The 18,831-nt window shown below is 70.8% G+C and carries 20 protein-coding genes; 10 read left to right on the top strand and 10 right to left on the bottom strand.

Going from position 1 to position 18,831, the window contains the following annotated elements; genetic code table 11:
* Positions 1-222 precede the first annotated feature (222 nt).
* Entirely contained in the window at positions 223-1,245 is a 1,023-nt protein-coding gene (locus tag AC07U4_RS21550; protein WP_495197005.1) for a site-specific integrase, read from the top strand.
* A gap of 1 nt (position 1,246) precedes the next feature.
* Here the strand turns inward: AC07U4_RS21550 and AC07U4_RS21545 are convergent, their stop codons facing one another.
* From AC07U4_RS21545 to AC07U4_RS21520, 6 genes are all read right to left on the bottom strand, one after another.
* Positions 1,247-2,008, bottom strand: coding sequence for an energy transducer TonB family protein (locus AC07U4_RS21545; protein ID WP_495197004.1), 762 nt, complete (start codon positions 2,006-2,008; stop codon positions 1,247-1,249).
* 31 nt (positions 2,009-2,039) lie between these two features.
* A complete protein-coding gene (locus AC07U4_RS21540; protein ID WP_495197029.1) occupies positions 2,040-4,253 on the bottom strand; it encodes a TonB-dependent receptor domain-containing protein in 2,214 nt (737 codons plus the stop codon).
* Positions 4,254-4,258: 5 nt separating this feature from the next.
* A complete protein-coding gene (locus AC07U4_RS21535) occupies positions 4,259-4,573 on the bottom strand; it encodes an STN domain-containing protein (protein ID WP_495197003.1) in 315 nt (104 codons plus the stop codon).
* An 83-nt stretch (positions 4,574-4,656) separates the two neighbouring features.
* Positions 4,657-5,604: a FecR family protein gene (locus AC07U4_RS21530; RefSeq protein WP_495197002.1), complete on the bottom strand. Its 948-nt coding sequence runs from the start codon at positions 5,602-5,604 to the stop codon at positions 4,657-4,659.
* 76 nt (positions 5,605-5,680) lie between these two features.
* A complete protein-coding gene (locus AC07U4_RS21525; protein WP_495197001.1) occupies positions 5,681-6,175 on the bottom strand; it encodes an RNA polymerase sigma factor in 495 nt (164 codons plus the stop codon).
* A gap of 52 nt (positions 6,176-6,227) precedes the next feature.
* Positions 6,228-6,737 carry a hypothetical protein gene (locus AC07U4_RS21520; protein WP_495197000.1) on the bottom strand — a complete coding sequence of 170 codons (510 nt, stop codon included), beginning with the start codon at positions 6,735-6,737 and terminating at the stop codon, positions 6,228-6,230.
* Between the two features lie 93 nt (positions 6,738-6,830).
* Here AC07U4_RS21520 and AC07U4_RS21515 point away from each other — a divergent pair, with 93 nt between their 5' ends.
* The 6 genes from AC07U4_RS21515 to AC07U4_RS21490 all read left to right on the top strand — a co-directional run bounded on the left by AC07U4_RS21515 (position 6,831) and on the right by AC07U4_RS21490 (position 13,985).
* Positions 6,831-8,849, top strand: coding sequence for an HAD family hydrolase (locus tag AC07U4_RS21515; protein WP_495196999.1), 2,019 nt, complete (start codon positions 6,831-6,833; stop codon positions 8,847-8,849).
* Positions 8,846-9,979 carry a glycosyltransferase gene (locus AC07U4_RS21510; RefSeq protein WP_495196998.1) on the top strand — a complete coding sequence of 378 codons (1,134 nt, stop codon included), beginning with the start codon at positions 8,846-8,848 and terminating at the stop codon, positions 9,977-9,979. Before AC07U4_RS21515 ends, AC07U4_RS21510 begins: the two co-directional genes overlap by 4 nt.
* A gap of 196 nt (positions 9,980-10,175) precedes the next feature.
* Positions 10,176-11,081, top strand: a complete 906-nt coding sequence (locus AC07U4_RS21505; RefSeq protein WP_041394167.1) for a galactosyltransferase-related protein — start codon at positions 10,176-10,178, stop codon at positions 11,079-11,081.
* Positions 11,078-12,151 carry a glycosyltransferase gene (locus AC07U4_RS21500; protein WP_495196997.1) on the top strand — a complete coding sequence of 358 codons (1,074 nt, stop codon included), beginning with the start codon at positions 11,078-11,080 and terminating at the stop codon, positions 12,149-12,151. The genes AC07U4_RS21505 and AC07U4_RS21500 overlap by 4 nt, the downstream gene beginning before the upstream one ends.
* Positions 12,148-13,065, top strand: a complete 918-nt coding sequence (locus tag AC07U4_RS21495) for a polysaccharide pyruvyl transferase family protein (RefSeq protein WP_495196996.1) — start codon at positions 12,148-12,150, stop codon at positions 13,063-13,065. Before AC07U4_RS21500 ends, AC07U4_RS21495 begins: the two co-directional genes overlap by 4 nt.
* 5 nt (positions 13,066-13,070) lie before the next feature.
* On the top strand, positions 13,071-13,985 hold the full coding sequence (locus tag AC07U4_RS21490; RefSeq protein ID WP_137897730.1) for a glycosyltransferase family 2 protein: 915 nt from the start codon (positions 13,071-13,073) through the stop codon (positions 13,983-13,985).
* Here AC07U4_RS21490 and AC07U4_RS21485 read toward each other — a convergent pair.
* Together AC07U4_RS21485 and AC07U4_RS21480 are read right to left on the bottom strand one after the other, a co-directional pair.
* On the bottom strand, positions 13,982-14,470 hold the full coding sequence (locus tag AC07U4_RS21485) for an RES family NAD+ phosphorylase (RefSeq protein ID WP_495181377.1): 489 nt from the start codon (positions 14,468-14,470) through the stop codon (positions 13,982-13,984). The two genes, AC07U4_RS21490 and AC07U4_RS21485, sit on opposite strands and share 4 nt — an antisense overlap.
* A gap of 23 nt (positions 14,471-14,493) precedes the next feature.
* A complete protein-coding gene (locus tag AC07U4_RS21480) occupies positions 14,494-14,844 on the bottom strand; it encodes a hypothetical protein (RefSeq protein WP_495196995.1) in 351 nt (116 codons plus the stop codon).
* A 102-nt stretch (positions 14,845-14,946) separates the two neighbouring features.
* Between AC07U4_RS21480 and AC07U4_RS21475 the strand changes: the two genes are divergently transcribed.
* Both AC07U4_RS21475 and AC07U4_RS21470 read left to right on the top strand, forming a co-directional pair.
* On the top strand, positions 14,947-15,375 hold the full coding sequence (locus AC07U4_RS21475; protein ID WP_495196994.1) for a hypothetical protein: 429 nt from the start codon (positions 14,947-14,949) through the stop codon (positions 15,373-15,375).
* A gap of 70 nt (positions 15,376-15,445) precedes the next feature.
* A complete protein-coding gene (locus AC07U4_RS21470; protein ID WP_495196993.1) occupies positions 15,446-16,540 on the top strand; it encodes a DUF5694 domain-containing protein in 1,095 nt (364 codons plus the stop codon).
* Positions 16,541-16,587: 47 nt separating this feature from the next.
* Here the strand turns inward: AC07U4_RS21470 and AC07U4_RS21465 are convergent, their stop codons facing one another.
* Positions 16,588-16,824, bottom strand: coding sequence for a hypothetical protein (locus AC07U4_RS21465; protein ID WP_041394156.1), 237 nt, complete (start codon positions 16,822-16,824; stop codon positions 16,588-16,590).
* A 147-nt stretch (positions 16,825-16,971) separates the two neighbouring features.
* On the opposite strand from AC07U4_RS21465, the gene AC07U4_RS21460 reads away from it, so the two are divergent.
* Entirely contained in the window at positions 16,972-17,379 is a 408-nt protein-coding gene (locus AC07U4_RS21460) for a hypothetical protein (RefSeq protein ID WP_495196992.1), read from the top strand.
* Between the two features lie 16 nt (positions 17,380-17,395).
* On the opposite strand, the gene AC07U4_RS21455 is transcribed toward AC07U4_RS21460, so the two are convergent.
* Positions 17,396-18,589: a PQQ-dependent sugar dehydrogenase gene (locus tag AC07U4_RS21455; RefSeq protein ID WP_495196991.1), complete on the bottom strand. Its 1,194-nt coding sequence runs from the start codon at positions 18,587-18,589 to the stop codon at positions 17,396-17,398.
* Positions 18,590-18,831: the final 242 nt, after the last annotated feature.

Raw genomic sequence — 18,831 nt, 5'->3', positions numbered from 1 at the left:
TCGAACGCGCACCACACGCTCCTCTGACGAAGCGCCTATATCAGCCACTTTTCATTTGCAAATTTGTATAAGGAACGAGGTGCCGTCAGGTCGGGTTTGCCGGAGGTGTTGAGGCGTAAAAAGAGGCGCCATGTGGTGCTCGCCCAACACAGCTGTGTCCGATAACCGTGATTCTCGGACACAGCGCTGGCGCTCACTGATCCGCCATGGCACAGCCATATTATGGCTCCCCCCCGCCGCCCTACCGCGCCCCCGAGCGATCCCGCCGCGCTGACGCTCCCCACATTTGCGCCCGAGCAACCCGCGCTTCCCGCGATCCTCAATGACAAGATCGAGCAGGCCGCCGCTTATGCCCGCGCCGCCCGCGCCGGGGCGACGCGGCGCGCGTATGAATCGGATTGGGCGATCTTCACCGCCTGGTGTGCGGCGCATCAGCTCGTCGCATTGCCGGCGACGCCCGAGGTGGTGGCGGTGTTCGCGAGCGATCAGGCGGTCGGCGGGCTCAACCCGGCGACGATCGGGCGGCGGATCGCGGCGATCGGTCATTACCACCGCGCCGGCGGTCACCCCGCGCCGACCGCCCTGCCCACCGCCGGGCGGCTGGCGGAAGTGCTCGCCGGCATCCGCGCCGAACATGGTGGGGCGAAGCGCCGCAAGCAGCCCGCCGATGCCGCGGCGCTGCGCAACATGCTCGCGGGGATCGAAGGCGACGGGCTCCGGGCGGTGCGCGATCGCGCGATCCTGGCGGTGGGCATGGCCGCGGCGCTGCGCCGTTCGGAGATCGTCGCGCTCGGCGTCGAGCATGTCGGGCTGGTCCCTGAGGGACTGCGGCTGACCATTGCGCGCTCGAAGACCGACCGGACCGGTGCCGGTGCGGTGATCGCCATTCCGGAGGGCTCGCGGATCCGCCCCAAGGCGCTGCTGCTCGCCTGGATGGCCGCGGCAGGGCATGATTCCGGCCCCCTGTTTCGCCGGCTGTCGCGCAGCGATGCGCTGACCGGGGACGCGATGTCCGATCGGGCGATCGCCCGGCTGGTCCAGCAGCATGCCGCCGCGGCGGGCTATGACCCGACGCAATTCGCCGGTCATTCGCTGCGCGCCGGCTTCCTGACCGAGGGCGCGGCGCAGGGGGCGACGATCTTCAAGCTGCAGGAGGTCAGCCGCCACAAATCGGTGCAGGTCCTGTCCGATTACGTGCGCAATGCCGAGCTGTTCCGCGATCACGCCGGCCAGCGGTTCCTCTAGGCTAGCGCTCGCGCAGCGCCGACAGCGAGAAGCTGACCGGCACGGTCAGTTCGATGCGCTCGGCGCGCGTCGGCGGGATCGGCGGGAACGGTACGGCATAGGCGACCGCGGCGGTCGCGGCATGATCGAGCAGCGCCGAGCCGGACGACGCGACCAGCGCCACGCCGAGCAGGCCGCCGTTGCGGGTGACGGTGAAGCGGACCAGCGCGGTGCCCTCGATCCCGGCGCTGCGGGCCGCTTCGGGATAGGCCTTTCGCTTCGCCAGCCGCGCCAGCACCTGCCCTTCCCAGCTCGTCTCGCTCGCTCCGGCCGGGGCGATGGCGGGCGGTGCATCGGGGGTCAGCGGTGCGGCGGGAGGGGGCGCGGGATGCGGCAGGGCGGGCGCAGGCGGTGTCGGCGCGCTGGCGGCGGCCGACGCGGGCAGGCTGCGGACGATCGGCACCGGCGCCTGCAACGGCGTGGGCACGGGGGGCGGCACCGGCACGCTCGCCGGATGCTGCGGCGTCACCCGTCTTGCGACGTGCGGCTGCACCGGGACCGGGGGAGAGGCCGGTGGGGCGGCGTCAATGTCGAACAGCATCAGCGATGGCGGGGGCGGAGCCGGCACGACGGTGTCGTGCAGGTGGACGCCGGCCGCCGCGATCGCGACGACCAGCATCGCTGCCGTACAGAGACGTCCCGCCCACCGGCACCGCGGGCAGCCGCGATAGCCGCCGGACGGGCCGGCGATCGTCACGCGCAATACCGCGACCGGGACGGGCATCGTAACGGCGCCCGTCGGTCTGCTGCGCGGCTCACAACCGCTGGGTAAGCGTCAGCCGCACCGTCCGGCCGGAGGCGGGCACCCAGGTGGTCGACATGACGTCATAATAGAAGCGATCGCCGATATTCTCGGCGCTGAGGTCGAGCCGGGTCGCCGCCCAGGGCTGGAACTGGACGAAGCCGCCCCAGATCGTCTCGTTGTTGAAGGTCTGCGCCGCCTCGGTGGTGACGCGGGCACCGAAGACGTTCACCCGAGCGCCGAGGGTCAGCGCGCGATCGAACAGGCGCACGCCGAGCGTGCCGCTGCCCGAATAGCTCGGCGGGACATAGACGCGCTGGTAGTCGGAGACGAACGGCGTCTCGTCGCACTGATCCTGCGTCATGCAATATTCGACGTGATCGTAGCGCGTATAGGCGCCCTCGGCGAACAGGCGGCCGATGTCGTAGCTGCCGCTCACCTCATAGCCGCGGAAGTCGGCGTGATCGATGTTGTACGGCGTGCGCCACCATTTGTAGCCGCCCTCGGTGCAATATCGCTTCTGGTTGCACTGGCGGCGGATGACATAGTCCTGATTGTGGTTGTCGAACCGCGACACCTTCAGCCGGAGCCGATCGCCGGCGAAGAGCAGACCGTCGCGCAACACGTTGACGCCGAATTCGATGTTGTGCGTGCGCTCGGGGCGGAGATTGGGGTTGGGCACCAGATAGGTCCAGGCCATCGCCATCGTCCATTCGCGCAGGCTGACCGGGCGATAGCCCTCGGCATAGGAGGCGTAGACGCCGATGCCCCGGAACGGCGACAGCGTGATGCCGCCGGAGACCGTCGTGCCGCTGCCGCTGCCGATCTTGGACACCGCCCGCAACTCCTTGGTGCTGCGCGGATCGTCGTCGGCAAGATCGCGGCGCAGACGATAATATACGTAGCGGGCGCTGCCGTTGAGCGTCAGCCAGTCGGCGACGTCGATGCGGTTGTCGGTGAACAGACTGGTGATCTGCCGCTCGCCGTTGGCGTTGAGCAGCATGGCCGGTTCCTGCATGTCGTCGCGCGCCTTCTCCAGCGCGAGCGAAACGCCGTTGCTGCTGGTCAGCACCGCGTCGCCGGGCAATTCCGCCACCGATCGATTGACCAGCGACGCGCCGGTGTTGCGGGTGTGGAACGGCGCGTCGGACGCGATGCTGCTCTCGACCTTGTCGACCACCGCGCCCTGCACGGTCAGATCGATCAGCGACTGCCCTGCCGGCTTGAACCCGTATTTCGCGGTATAGGTATCGGTCCTGGCGAATTGTTCGGGCTTCTGGTTCTTGCCCTGCGCCCAGAACAGCTCGCTTTCCCAGGACTCACCGTAGCGGCTGTCGTAACGGATATAGCCGAGTTCCAGGCTGTGCTCCGGCGCGAAGTGCCACGTCGCCTTGAGCAGGCCGGAGGTGGTGTGCTGGCTGGTGTTGAGCACCTCCTCGCCGCGGTCATATTCGCCGACCGGCTCGCCACCCTGGCGGCCGGCGAAGTAATTGCCCTGGTCGCGTCGCGACACCGCGGCGACGAGATCGACGCGGGCGAAGCGGGCGCCGAGCGCGACGCTGCCGAAATGGTTGCGGAGCGCCGGCCAGTCGCCGTCGCGGAACCGCGGATGGAAATCCTCGTCCTTGTCGCCGAACCGGCCGCCTGACGATCCGATCTCGGGCGGCGACACGGTGTTGCTGCCGATACTGCCGCGCAGCCGCACCGCGAAACGTTCGTCGGGGGGGACGAGGTCGCCGACCCGCAGGGTCGAGATGTTGACCACGCCTCCGGTATAGCCTGCCCCGGCCGGCCCGCCGGTCGGTCCCTTGTCGATCTCGATGCCGCCGATCAGTTCGGGGTCGATCGACAGGCGGTTGTTGCTGCCGGTGTAGCCGCGATAGTCGGAACTAGCCGATTGCGCCCCGTCGACCAGCATCGCGACGCGGCTGGCGCCTTGCAGCCCGCGGATGTTGACGTCGAGCGTGTTGCCGATGTTGGCGCCGCTCGAGATCACCCCGGGTGCGGTCTTGAGGATGTCGCCGATCGCGGTCGGCGGGATCCGGTCGATCGCGGCACGCGCGACATAGGCCGACGAGCCGGCGGTGCGGAACGGCCGGTCGGCCTCGTCGCGGCGGGTGCCGCCGGCGCCGCGGCCGGCCGCATCGTCGCCCGCGCCGGCGACGTGGAGCGTGGCGAGCGCGACATGCTCGTCGTCGCCGTCGGCCTGTGCCGCGGTGTCGGGCAGCAGGGTCAGCGATCGCCCTTCCAGCCGCCCGGCAGACCGGTGCCGGCGAGCAGCCGGGCCAGCGCCGCCTCACGCGACAGCGTGCCGCTGACCCCGGCGGTCTGCTTGTCGCGGGCGAGTTCGGCCGGATAGGACAATTGCAGATCGGCCTGTTCGGCGAACCGCCGCATCGCCTGTGCCAGCGGTCCTGCCGCGACGTTGAAGCTGCGCGGCTGTTCCGCCGCCTGCTGCGCGCGCGCCACGCCGACCGCCATCGTCGCCGATGCCGCCAGCATCGCCGGCACCATCGCGCCGCGGATCACCCTGCCGAACCGTATCATGAAGCCCCCAAACGCTAATGATTGTCATTACCGTTACGGAAGACGAACGATTGGCGGGATACCCGACCCGGCATCCAAAATAATCAGCCGGCGTAGAGGATCGTCACCCCGCCGAGATCGAGACGGCGCAGGCCGAGCGACGACGCGATCAGCGCCAGCGCCGCTTCGGGACGATCGAGATCGTAGACGCCATCGACGCGGCGCTGCGCTGCACGTGGCGACAGGAGGATGCGGCCATGGCGATAGGGCTGCAACGCCGCGATCACGTCGCCGAGCGGCTGGTCGTCGGCGATCAGCCGGCCGCGGAGCAGCGCGACGGCGGCATCGCGATCGAAGCGGCGGTCGGGCGCCAACAGGCCGTCGGCGGTATAGCGCACCTGCCAGCCTTCGCGCAGCGACGTCCCGCCGCGACCGGTGCGCACCTCGACGCGATGCTGGAGGACGTCGACCTCGGTCGCGCCAGCGTCGCGCCGTACGATGAAGGCGGTGCCGCGGGCGATCGCCTGGCCGTCACCGCTGGCGACCGCGAACGGCCGGGCGGGATCGCGGCGGACCGCGAAGGCGGCGGTGCCGCGCAACAGGCGCAGGTCGCGGCGGTTGGCGTACATGTGCCACGCCAGCGCGCTCTGCGGTGCGAGCCACGCCTGCGAGCCGTCGGGCAGGCGGATCAGCCGGCGCTCGCCGATGCCGGTGATCGCATCCGCCTGCCACCGCAGCCGCAGCGCGTCGCCGGCCGGGATCAGAACGGCGAGCGTCGCGACCGCGGCGCTCGCCGCGAGTGCAAGCCGGGGTCGCGTCCATATCGCGCTGCAGGCGCGGCGACGCGGCCGGCGCGGCGGCACGCGCACGGGCGTCGGCGGTAGCAGGATCGCCGCGAGCCGGTCGTAGGCAGCGGCATGCGCCGGGTCCGCCGCCAGCCATGCGGCGAAAGCGCGCGTCTCGCGGCGCGACAGCGGCCCCGCGTCGAGGCGGACGACCCAATGCGCCGCCTCCTCTTCCGGTGGTGCGTCGCGTGGCGTCTGGCGCGTCATGATCCCGGTCCTTCCGATCCTGCTCCCTGCAAGACCAGACGGCCGGGCGCGGCAAAACCCGACCTCGTCCCGGCAGTCACGGGTCGGGTTCGTCGAGCGTGCGGGCGATCTGGGCGAGCGCGAGGCGCAGATGCTTTTCGACCATGCCGCGGCTGATGTTCATCCGCTCGGCGATCGTCGCCTGATCGAGATCCTCGAAGCGGCGCATCAGGAACGCCTCGCGTGCCCGCGGCGGCAACGTGTCGGCGAGGCGCCGGATGCGGGCGAGCCGGTCGCAGGCCAGCGCCTGCGACTCGGGCGAGGCGGCGCGGTCGGCGACCTCCTCGACGCGATCGCCGGCGTCGACCAGCACCTGCGCGACGCGGCGGTACCTGGCGCCGCGGTCGATGACGACGCTGCGCACGACGCGGAACAGATAGGCGGCGGGATCGAGGACATGGCCCTGGCGCAGGCCGGGGAGCGCGCGCAGCCAGGCTTCCTGAACGATGTCGCCGGTTTCCTCGCGCGGCGCCAGCCGGCCGACGAAACGACGCAACCGGCGATCGAGATCTGCAATGTCACGCACGATCACGGGCGACTATCAATAATGATAATCACCCGCAACAAGGAATCGTATACTCGAATTACATGCGTCGACGCCTCGACGTGTCGACACCGCGACGGGTCGATGGGTGCATCAGCCGCCGGCGGGTGAGCGGCGGATCCTCGAACAGGTCGCGGATGGCACGCCGGCGGAAGGCGTTCCACCAGCGTTGCCAGCGATGTTCGGCGGCATCGTGGAGCATGTGGCAGCGCTGGCACAGAGCGGCGAGATTGCCGGCGGCATTGTTGCCGGGATCGTGGTCGAGATGCGCGCAGGCGAGCACGACATAGGTGGTGCGCACGCCGGCGAGCGGCACCGCGCCGCGCCGCATCGCGATGCGGCGGCCGTCGCCGTCGCGCCAGCCGGTCGCGGCGCCGTCCCACCAGCGACCATCGCCGAGATGCGCGACATGGCGGCGATGCGGCCGGCGGCAGCGCTCGCAGCGCGCGCCGGCGCGCACGAAGCGGATGGCACTCGACACCTGCGGCCAGTCGATCGGGTAGAGCCAGCGGTTTTCGGCGCGGATCGGCATCGCGATTCTATGAATCATCGCCGAGTCGCCGCCAAGCGTTATGTGAACAGATCGTGACGAAACCAAAATGCGTGAGGAAACGTTTCGAACCTACAATAACTTGGGGGTCGTTTGTTCATCCTGCATCTGGCCCTCGGCGGCTGTCTGAAGTCGCCGCCCGTCGCTTATGGGATCACCGCGGATACCGGTGGGCATATCGCTTACGTGCTCGAGGCGGCGCGGGCGCAGGCGCGGCGTGACGATGTCGACCAGGTTTCGATCGTCACCCGCCGGTTCGCCGATGCGCGGCTCGACCCCTGCCATGCGCGCGCGCGCGAGACGCTCGACGCCAAGGTGACGATCGACCGGATCGCCACCGGGTCGGAGGCCTATCTGGAGAAGGAGGCGCTCGACGCCGAACTGCCCGCGTTCACCGCGGCATTCTGCGTGCATCTGGCGGCGCTGCCGCGACTGCCCGACGTGATCCATGCGCATTTCGCCGATGCCGCCGCGGTCGCGCGCGCCGCGCACGCGCGGTTCGGCATTCCCTTCGCCTATACGCCGCACGCGCTCGGCATCGACAAGCGCGCGGCCGGTCTGGAGAGCGAGGGCCTCGACGCGCGGATCGACGCCGAGCGTGCCGCGATCGCCGGCGCCGCGGCGATCCTGGTGTCGACCCGCGACGAGGCGGAGCGGCAGATCGGCGGCTATGACGTGGCGGTGACGGGGCGGATCCACTGCCTGCCGCCCGGCGTGCCGCAGCGCGACGCGGCCGGCGCCAACGATGCCGACACGCTCGCCGACCGGCTCGGCGACTGGCTCGACCGGCCCGAGCTGCCGATCCTGTTCGCTGTGGCGCGGCCGGTCGCCAAGAAGAACCTCGCCGCGCTGGTCCGCGCCTATGCCGGCGATCCGGCGCTGCGGGCGCAGGCCAATCTGGTCATCCTCGCCGGGCGTCACGACCATGCCGTCGGCGAGGAAGCCGCGGTGCTTGCCGAACTGCATTGCCTCGCGGCGGACCCGGCGCTCGTCGGGCGGATCGCGCTGCCGCCGCGGCATGACGCGGCCGATGTCGCCGCGCTCTACGACCGCGCCGCGCGCGGCGGGGTGTTCGTCAATCCGGCGTTGCACGAGCCGTTCGGGCTGACGCTGATCGAGGCGGCCGCGGCGGGCGTGCCGGTGGTGGCGACGCGCAACGGCGGCCCCGCCGAGATCGCCGCGCGGCTGCACCATGGCGTGCTGATCGATCCGCGCGACGATGCCGGCATCGCCCGCGCCTGCCGCGCGATCATCGGCGATCCCGTCCGCCACGCCGCGCTCGCGCACGCCGGCCGCACGCGGGTCGGCGCCTATTGCTGGACGGACTATGCCGCCGCCTCGGTCGCGATCTATCGCGACATCGCCGCGCCGCGGCTGCTCGCCTGCGATATCGACCATACGCTGACCGGCGACAGTGACGGCGCCGCGGCCTTCGCCGCATGGCGCGGCGCATCGCCGCTCGGCTTCGTCGTCGCCACCGGGCGCGGGATCGAGGCGGCGCAGGCGATCCTGGCGCGCTGGCAGCTACCCGAGCCCGATGCCTATATCGTCGATGTCGGGACGCGGCTGTTGCTCGCCGACGGTGCCGGCGGCTGGCGCGGCTGCGCCGATTATGCGCGCGCGCTCGACGCTGGCTGGAATCGCGCCGCGGTGGTGCGCGCGCTGGCGCCGCTCGGCGTGACGCCGCAGCCGGTCGCGACCGAAGGGCCGCACAAACTGAGCTTCTTCGGCACCGCGGCGGATGCCGCGGCGATCCGCGGCACGCTCGCTGCGGCGGGGCTCGGCGCGCGGGTGATCTTCTCGCACGGCGAGCTGATCGACGTGCTCGCGCCGGCGGGCGGCAAGGCCGCGGCGATCGCTTTCTATGCCGCACGCCACGGCTGGTCGCTCGGTCAGTGTATCGCGGCGGGCGACAGCGGCAACGACGCCGACATGCTCGCCGCCTGCGGTCAGGCAATCGTCGTCGGCAATGCCGGCGACGAGCTCGCCGATCTGCCCGTGCGCGCCGGTCTGTACCGGGCGAGCGCGCATCATGCGGCGGGGATCGTCGAGGGGCTCGACCGGCTCGGCCTCGTCGCGTCCGCCGCCACGCCGCTGGCGCAGGCGGCGTGAGGCCGTTCGGCTATTTCGTCCATCATCAGGGACGCGGCCATGCCGAACGCTGCGCGGCGATCGCCAACGCCTTGCCGCCGACCCGGCCGCTGACGCTGTTCTGCGCGCGCGACGACATCTTCCCGGCGCTCCCGCCGCACGTCGCGATCGTCCGCCTGCCCTCGCTGTTCGAGCCGAGCGGCGACGAGGCGGGAGCGATGGACTGGGTGGCGACGCCCGACACGCTGCATTGCGCGCCATTGGGCTGGCCGGGCATCCGCCGCGCGATGGCGACGCTGGCGAACTGGTTCGACGCGGCCGACCCGGCGCTGATGATCTGCGACGTCTCCGCCGAGATCGCGCAGCTCGCCCGCATCTGCTCGGTGCCGCACGTCAAGATCCTCCAGCATGGTGATCGCGGCGATCCCGGCCACCGCGCGGCCTATGACGGCGCGGCGGGCCTGCTCGCACCGTTCCACGCCGCGCTCGCCCAGCCCGAATGGGATGCGGGCATGCGCGCCAAGACGTGCTTCGCCGGCGGGCTCGGCGTCGACACCCGCGTCCCCGAGCGCGAGGTGGCGCGGCAGCGGATCGGCGTCGCGCCCGACGAGGAGATGATCCTGGTCGTCGCGGGCGGCGGGGGCGGCGGGTTCGCGGCCGCGCCGCTCGGCGTCGGTGCGCGCGCGACGCCGGCCGCGCGCTGGATCACGATCGGCCCGGTGCAGCGCGACTGGCATGCCACCGAGCCCGCCAATCTCGAGCATCGCGGCTGGGTCGACGATGCCGCCGACCATATCGCCGCGGCGGACATCGTCATCGCCTCGACCGGCAACACCACCTGCCAGCAGATCCTCGCCGCGGGGCGGCCGTGGCTGGCGGTGCCCGAGTGGCGCTATTTCGACGAACAGCATCGCAAGGCCGAGGCGCTCGCCGCGGCGGGCGTCGCCTGCGTGCGGCCGCATCTGCCCTCGTCGGCGGCCGGCTGGACCGCGGCGCTCGCCGAGACGCGCGCCGGCCATCGCCCGGCAGCGCAGCGCGCGATGATCGCTGACGCGCCCGCCGAGGATGCGGCGCGCTGGCTGGAGGCGCTGAGCGACCGGTTGTGGACGCCGCAGGCGGTCCGCCCTGCTACCGCACCCGAGCGGGCATGACCCCCGCCCCACCCACTCCGTCACCCCGGACCCGTTCCGGGGTCCACTCTGCGGCGCGGTGCGTGGCTGAAGGGGCGAGCGCACGCCTGCGGCTCGGTGGACCCCGGAACGGGTATGGGGTGACGGATATGGGGGGCAATCTACCAAGTCCCACGACCCCCACGCACCCCAGCCCTCCTCTCTTACGGAACCCGCTATGACCTCCATCTCCGTCGTCACGCTCGCCAAGGGGCGGCCCGATCATCTCGTCAATCTCGTCCATGGCCTGACGCGGCAGCGCCAGATGCCGGTCGAGCTGATCGTCGCGGTGATGCAGGCGGAGGCCTATGAGCTGCCCGCCGCCCCCTTCCCGATCCGCCAGATGCACGTCGTCGCCGACGCGCTGCCGCTCGCCGCGGCGCGCAATGCCGCGGCGCGCAGCGCGCAGGGCGAGGGGATCGTCTTCCTCGACATGGATTGCATCCCGACGCCCGATCTGGTCGCCGATTATGCCGGCTTCCTCGCCGACACCGACGCGCTGCTGATGGGCGAGGTGCTCTATCTGCCCGGCGGGGCGACCGAGGCCGATCTGTCGATGGACCGGTTCGAGGCACTTGCGGTGCGCCATTCCGACCGCCGCGGTCCCCCGCCGCAGGGTGTCGAGCGCTGCAACGACTATCGCTGCTTCTGGTCGCTCAACTTCGCGATGCGGCGCGCGACCTTCCTCGATATCGGCGGATTCGACGAACGCTATGTCGGCTATGGCGGCGAGGACACCGATTTCGGCAAGACGCTCGACCAGGCCGGCGTGGAGATCGCGTGGATCAAGGGCGGGCGCGCCTATCACCAATATCACCCGCACCATATGCCGCCGGTCCATCATCTCGACAGCGTCGTGCGCAACGCCGAATTGTTCGAGGCGAAATGGGGCTATCGCACCATGGGCCATTGGCTGCACGCCTTCCGCCTGATGGGGCTGGTCGACGACACCGCCGGCCGTCCGGTGCGCATCCTGCGCCGTCCCGGCCCCGAGGATTTCGCGCTCACCGGCCAGCAGAGCCACCAGCCCTATGCCAATACCGCCAGTGTCATCCGCCAGCTCGAGGCGCGCGCCGCGGCATGAGGATCGCGATCCTCGCCCATGTCCGTCAGCGTATCGCGCAGCCGTTCGCGGGCGGCATGGAGGCGCATTGCTGGCAGCTCGCCGCGGGCCTGCAGGCGCGCGGCCATGACGTCACTTTGTTCGCCTCGGGCGACAGCGATCCGCGCTTCGCGATCGATCCCGTCGTGACGAAACATTACGAATGCGTCTTCCCCTGGGCGGAGCATCGCGGCTCGGCGCCGCTGATCGCGCATCTTGACGCCGGTTATGCCGCCGCCTGCGACCGGATCTCGGCGGGCGGCTATGACGTCGTCCACAACAACAGCCTGCACCGGTTCGCGATCGAGCCGCGGCGCACCGCGGTGACGCCGACCGTCACCTCGCTGCACGTGCCGCCCTATGATGCGTTGCACTGGTTCGTCGGCGCCAGCGCGACGCCGGGGCATCGGCTCACCGTCACCTCGGCGACGCAGCTTGCCGCCTGGTGGCCCGAGGGCGCGCCGGCGCAGGCGTCGGTGCTGCACAATGGCATCGATGCCGATGCGTGGCGCTTTTCGCCGCAGGGCGACGGCAGCGCGCTCTGGTGCGGGCGGATGACCCCCAACAAGGGGCCGCATTTCGCCGCGCAGGCGGCGCTGCGTGCCGGCGTGCCGCTCACCTTGTTCGGACCGGTCGAGGACCCCGATTATTGGGCCGCCGAGGTCGCGCCGCTGCTTGGGCCTACGGTGCGCTACGGCGGCCATCTCGCCGGCGCGGCGCTCGCGGCGGAGATGGCGCGCGCCTCGGTATTTCTGTTCACCCCCTGCTGGGACGAGCCGTTCGGTCTCGTCGCGGCGGAGGCGATGGCGTGCGGTCTGCCCGTCGCCGCCTTCGACCAGGGCGCCGCGCGCGAGGTGATCGGCGAGGCCGGTGCCTTCGCCCCCGCCGGCGACGTCGCCGCGCTCGCCGCAGCGATCGGGACGGCGCTCGCCATCCCCCGCCTCGTGCCGCGCGCGCGGGTCGATCGGATGTTCACCCGCGATATATGGCTCGACCGGTGCGAGGCGCTCTATCGTGCGGCCGGCGCCGATCGTGCGGTGCTCGCGGCATGACCGCGCCCGCACCGCTGGCGGTACTCGACGCCTGCTATCGCGCGCACGTCGGCGCCGGCGCGCCTTATGCGCTGGTCGATTTCCCCGATCACGCCAATGTCGGCGACAGCGCGATCTGGCTCGGCGAGCTGGCGATGCTCCGCCGCATCACCGGCTGTGGACCTGTCTACGTGTCGACATGGCACGACTTCGATGCCGACGCCTTCCGCCGCGCCTGCCCGAGCGGCACGTTGTTCCTCCATGGCGGCGGCAATCTCGGCGACATCTGGCCGCATCATCAGCATTTCCGCGAACATCTGCTGGCGACGGTGCGCGACCGGCCGGTGGTGCAATTGCCGCAGTCGATCCACTTCCGCGATCCCGCCAGGGCCGGGCGGTTCGCCGCGCTCGCCGCGGAACATCCCGATTTCACGCTCTACGTTCGCGATGCGCGCAGCCACGCCTTCGCCACCGCGCGGATCGCCTGCCCCGTCGATCTCGTACCCGATTCCGCGATCGCGCTGGGCGCGCAGCCGCGTGGCGCGGCCGAGGTCGCGCTGCTGATGCTGTTGCGCAGCGACGACGAACGGCGCGATCATGGCGGCGCGCCAGCGGCGCCGGCGCGCGTCGTCGACTGGCTCGACGACGATCCCGATGTGCCAGCCGGTACCGGCGTCGCGGCGCGCGAGGCGCAGGCGCAGGCGCGCGTCGCGCGCGGCCTGCGGCTGCTCGCGCAGGGCGAGGTGATCGTCACCGACCGGCTGCACGGCCATATCCTCGCCGACCTGCTCGGCATTCCGCACGTCGTGCTCGATAACGATTACGGCAAGATCGCCGCTTATGCCGCCGCCTGGTCCGCCGCCACGCCGGTCGCGACCGCGGCGACGATGGCGGAGGCGCACGTCCTCGCCGAACGGCTGCGCGACGCGGGGTGAGCGGCGTGCGTCCCGATGTCAGCCTGCTGGTCTGCACGCGCGACCGCAGCGCGTCGCTGGCCGCGACGCTCGCCTCGATCGACCGGGCGGTCGCGGCGGCCCCGGCACTGGCGGTCGAGGTGATCCTCGTTGACAACGGCTCGCGCGACGATACGCCGCGGCGGCTGGCGGCGTGGCGGCCGCTTTTCCCCGTCCATCGGCTGCACGAGGCGCGGCCCGGCCTCGCCCGCGCGCGCAACCTCGGCCTCGCCCGGGCGCGCGGGCGGATCGTCGCGATGACCGACGACGATTGCGTCCTCCACGCCGATTATTTCCCCGCGCTGGTCCAGGCGTTCGCCGAGGTGGCGGGGCCGGCGATCATCGGCGGGCGCATCCTGCTCGGCGATCCCGCCGACCTGCCGGTGACGGTGAAGCTGGAGGATCATCCGATGACCGCGCCCGCGGGCAGCTTTCCCGGCGGCTTCGTGATGGGCGCCAACCTGGCCTTCACCGCCGACGTGCCGCGGCGGGTCGGCGCGTTCGACGCGCGCTTCGGTGCCGGCGCGCCGTTCGTCGCCGCGGAGGACACCGATTTCCTGGTCCGCGCGATGCGCCAGGATATCGCGCTGCACTACGATCACCGTTTCGTCGTCGACCATCATCACGGCCGCCGGCGGCTCGACGAGGAGACGGCGTTGCTCGCCGGCTATGGCTTCGGCGACGGTGCGCTCTACGCCAAGCACTGGCGCGATCCGCGCATCCGGCGCGCGCTGGCACGCGACATCGCCGACCTGCGCCGCGATCTCACCGATCCCGTCACCACCCATGGCGGCATCCGCGCCTTCTACGCCTTCCGCCTGCGCCACAAGCTGCGCGGCGCGGTCGGCTATTGGCGGCATCGCGCGGACGATGTCCTGCGGCGACGCCGACCGTCGCGCTAGCGGCCGGTCAGCACCGCCTCGGGATCGAGCAGGGTCAGCGCCGCGCCTTCGCCGGCGAGGCGGGCGTCGTGCCAGCGCCACAGCACCAGATTGGTGCCGCCGCGGTGCTGGACCGACGGCACCAGCGCGCCCTCGGCCCCGGCGTCGCGCAGCGTCTGCGCCAGCGTCCAGCTCGGCGGGATGCCGCCGTCCAGCTTGAAGATGCGGCGCCATTGGCAATCGAGGATCGCCGGATCGGCGTCGCGCAGGTCGGCGATTGCCGTCGCGACCAGATCGTAGGCGACCAGCGTCCCCGGCCGTACCAGATCCTGATGCATCTCGCGGATCGCGGTATTGTAGTCGGCGGACAGATAGAGCGCGGCCATGCCGGGCGGGTTCCAGCGTCCGCCGGTCAGATGCGCGCCGCTGTCGAACGGCTGTCCCTGCCAGCGAACGCCAAGCATCCGCCAATAGCGCGCGGCGAGCGGGTGGAGCGGAACGGCCATGCGTCGGTCAGCTCAGCGACCCGTCACGCATAGACGCCCTGGTCCATCGTCTCGAGCGTCCACAGCACTGCCGCGGCCTCCCCCGCCTCGACCAGTTCCTCGGCGGTCTTGCCGAAACCGGCGATCGGCTGGTGTCGGAACCAGATGATCGCCTTGCCCTCGTCGCCGGACAGTTCGGCGGCGCGCGCGATGATCCGCGCGATCTCGCCGAGCTTGGCCTGCACCGCCGGGCTCTCCGGCTTGGCGGCCATCGTGTTGCGATTGACGTGCGCCAGCCGCGCCAGCTGCGCCATCGGCAGCCGCAGCCGGTCCGCCATGCGGCGCGGGGCGATCATGTCGTGATCGCGGATATCGTCGAGAAACGCGGCTAGCATGAGTGCACTCCCTGCCCGTTATATGCACTCAAAACAGCCATGACGCAATGGAGCCGCGGTCCGGCTTGCCGGGTTTATCCGTCAGGCAACCAAGGAGGATGTATGACACGCATGACGATCGCCGCGCCGCTGCTGGCACTGCTCGCCGCGACCGGCGCCTGGGCCAGCGTCGATCCCTCGCCCAGGCCGGGCGGCGTCTACCCGCTCAAGCCCGGCATCTACGTTATGAAAGGCGCGAGCTGCCGCGATCCGGCCAATGCCGAGATCCGCCAATATGACGGCCGCGGCCTCAGTACCGCACACACCCGCGCCTGTCGCGCCCGGGTGCTGTCGCGCAAGGGGAATCGCTATACCGTCAGCCAGTCGTGCATCGACGCGGGTGCCGGCCCCGCCCCCCGCTTCGTCGAGCGCCAGACGGTCACCGTCGCCGATGCGCTGACCTTCACGCTGGCGACGTACGGCCCTGCGACGTCCTATCGTTACTGCCCGATCGACCAGCTTCCCGCCGGGCTGCGCAGCGCGGTGCGGTAATCGTATACCACTGTATTGCTCGCCCAATACAGTGGTGGTAGCATGACGCATCCGCTTTTGGGGGATGCGCATGGTACGCAGGTTTGTGGGTGGGGTCGTAGCGGCGCTGTTGCTGGCTGGGGGAGCAGCGCCGGCGCAAGATTACCACCCCGTCTTTCACCCGGAGACGTTGAAGGGACCACCCGTCGGCAAGCCGAACGAGGTGCTGGTGCTTGGGACGCTGCACTTGTCGGGCCTCCCCGAAGATTTCGAGCCGGCGACGCTCACGCCGCTGCTCGACCGCCTCGCGGACTGGCGGCCGACGGGGATCGCGACCGAGGATATGTCCGGCCTGCAATGCGATGCGCTGCGTCGTTATCCGTCGCGTTATGACGAGACGGTCGAGGCCTATTGCTTCGATCCCGCGCCCGCCGGCCGTGCGACCGGACTCGACGTCCCCGCTGCCAATGCCGAGGCGGAGCGGCTGCTTGCCGGCTGGCCCGCCGCGCCCTCGCCCGCGCAGCGGCGCCGGCTGGCGGCGGTGTTCCTCGCCGCGGGCGAGCCGAATTCCGCGCTGGTGCAGTGGCTGCGGCTGCCCGTAGTGGAGCGCCATGCTGGCGACGGGCTCGACGCCACGCTGGTGACCGCGCTCGACGCGCGTAGGGTATCACGTAACGAGAGCAGTCTGATCGCGGCGGTACTCGCCGCGCGGCTCGGGCTCGAACGGCTGTGGAGCGTCGACGACCATTCCGCGGACACGCCCGACAGCCCCGATCCGGCGGAGCGCAAGGCGTATCAGGCGGCGATCGAACGGGCCTGGGACAATCCCGCCAATCGCGCCCGCGCAGCGGCGGAGGCGCCGCTGCGGCGCGGCCTGTCGCAGCCCGGCGGCCTGCTCGCTTATTATCGTTTCCTCAATTCGCTCGAGATGCCGCTACAGGCCTATCGCGCGGATTTCGGCGCCGCATTGATCGAACCATCGCCGCAGCAATTCGGCCGGGGCTATGTCGGGTATTGGGAGACGCGCAACCTGCGTATGGTCGCGAACATCCGCGACGTGCTCGGCCGCTATCCCGGCATGCGGATGCTCGCCATCGTCGGCGCGTCGCACAAAGGGTATTACGAGGCCTATCTCAGCCAGATGCACGACGTGCGGTTGGTCGATCCGCAGGTCGTGCTGCGCTAGCCGCAGGGGGGAGCCGGCGACGCGAGGGTCGCCGGCTCCGGATCCGGTCAGCGGCAGACGCGGACGCGGCGGTCGTGACGGATCACGGTGCGGCAGCGATCGTGACGGTTGCGCTCGAAGCGGCGGCCGCGATCGTGGCGCATGCCGTGCGGACCGCGATGGTCGCGATGCTCGTAGCGGCCGCGATCGCGGTCGTGGTCGCGGCGCTGCGCGTCGGCGGTGCCGACCGTGCCGAGGGTGGCGGCGATCATGCCGATGGCGCCCAGGATCGTGCTGATTTTCATGGATATCTCTCCGCACCCGGAAATGGGCTGGTGGTCAGCATTACGCGACCGACATGACATCGTTCCTGAACGAGTGCGCGGCCAAAGGCCGGCGCGTCGCGCGTTGCCGCTATAATGGGGATCATCGCGGATATCCGGGGGGACGGCGTGGATCGGGCAGGGATACAGGAGCAGGCGGAGGAATTCGTCGCATATTATCAGGATGATACGGGCAGCGCCTTGGACTATTCCGAAGCGGGCATCGGTCAGATGGACGCATTCCTCGAAGGGCTTCACCAGAAGAGGGTCGATCCGGCGGACGTCGCCGATCTGGTGATCGGCGTGGCCTGCTATGTCGGCGAGGTGATCCGGCGCAATCTCGGGGGCGCGTGGGCGGACGACGGCGATGCCGCGGCGCGCGGCGGCACGATCTTCAACCCCAGCATCGTCGTCGGATCGCTGCCGATCCGGCCGGTCGATGCGGTCTGCAACCGCATCAAGACCGGCGAAGCGGAGTCGCTGTCCGGCTGTTATGCCAGCCTGGCGCGGCGCGCGACGGAGCGATCGTCGACGTAACGGCGCCTCGCCTCCCCTATCGCGGCGTCAGCTGGACCAGCGCGCCCCCGGATCCGTCGCGCAATACCCAGAGCGTGCCGTTCGGCCCTTCCTCGATCTCGCGGATGCGGTTGCCGAGGCCGATGCGCGCGACCTCGCTGGCGGTGCTGCCCGACACCCGGACGCGGACGATGCCCTGTTGCGCCAGCCCGGCGAGCAGGAAGTCGCCGGTCCAGCCGGAAAAGGCGGTGCCGCGATACTGGATCATCCCGCCGGGCGCGATCACCGGCGTCCAGCTGACCAGGGGCGGCGTATAGGCAGGATTGGTGGCGTGGCGCGGGATCGGCGTGCCGTCGTAATTGTCGCCCTCCGACACCCGCGGCCAGCCGTAATTCTTGCCCGCCTCGATCAGGTTGAACTCGTCGCCGCCCGCCGGTCCCATCTCGGATTCGAACAGGCGGCCGTCGCTCGCGAAGACCAGGCCATATGGATTGCGATGACCGAGCGACCAGATCTCCGCGCGCGCGCCGGCGGTCGCGGCGAAGGGGTTGCCCGATGCGGCGCTGCCGTCGAGCGTGATCCGCACGATCTTGCCGAGCATCCCCGACAGATCCTGCGCCGGCGTGCCCTGCTGGCGCTCGCCGCTGGTGACGAACAATGTCCGGCCGTCGGGCGCGAAGGCGAGCCGCGCGCCCAGCTGCCCGCCGGTGGTCGCCGGCGTCGCGCGCCAGATCACCGCAAGGTCGGTCAGCCGCGGCGTGGTGGCGAGATCGAGCGTCGCGCGCGCGACGGCGAGCTGCTGGCCGCCGCTGGCGGGCTCGGCATAACTGATCCAGATCCGTGCGTTGCTTGCGAAACCGGGGTCGAGCACGACGTCCTGCAGGCCGAGCTGGCCCGAGAAGGTGACGCGCGGCACCCCGGCGACCTGCGTCTTGCCGCCGGTCTGGGTGACGAGCTGGAGCTGCCCCGATTTCTCGGTGACCAGCATCCGCCCGTCGGGCAGGAACACCATCGCCCAGGGATTGTCGAAACTGGCGACGACGCGCTGGTCGACCGCGGCCACCGCCGGGGTCGGGGTGGGCGTCGCGGTCGGTGTCGGCGTCGGCACCGGCGTCGGTGTCGGTGTCGGTGCGGGGCTGCCGATCGGGGCGGCGTCGCTGCCGCCGTCGCCATCGCCGCATGCGGCCAGCGCCAGCGCCAGCGCGATCGGGACATACAGGCCTGGCCGCATCACGTCATGCTCCCGTTGCGGCCCGTCGAAGGCCCCCGCCGCTGCGGAATGCGCCTGCGGTTTTCGACTAAACGTATGACAATCAAGGAGGATGCCGCGTGAAGAGGGTGAACGGCCGCTACACTATCCTGGATGAGGGCTTGCCCGCCGCCCGTCGTGTCAGGCACGATGTTTCCATAACCCAGGATGTTGCCTGCCGCATCCGGGCACGATATCTCGCGTCAGGGCAACTGTCCTATCTC

Source organism: Sphingomonas sp. GW821-FHT02B09, from assembly GCF_059421875.1.
This window is presented reverse-complemented; position numbering and strand designations above follow the sequence as displayed.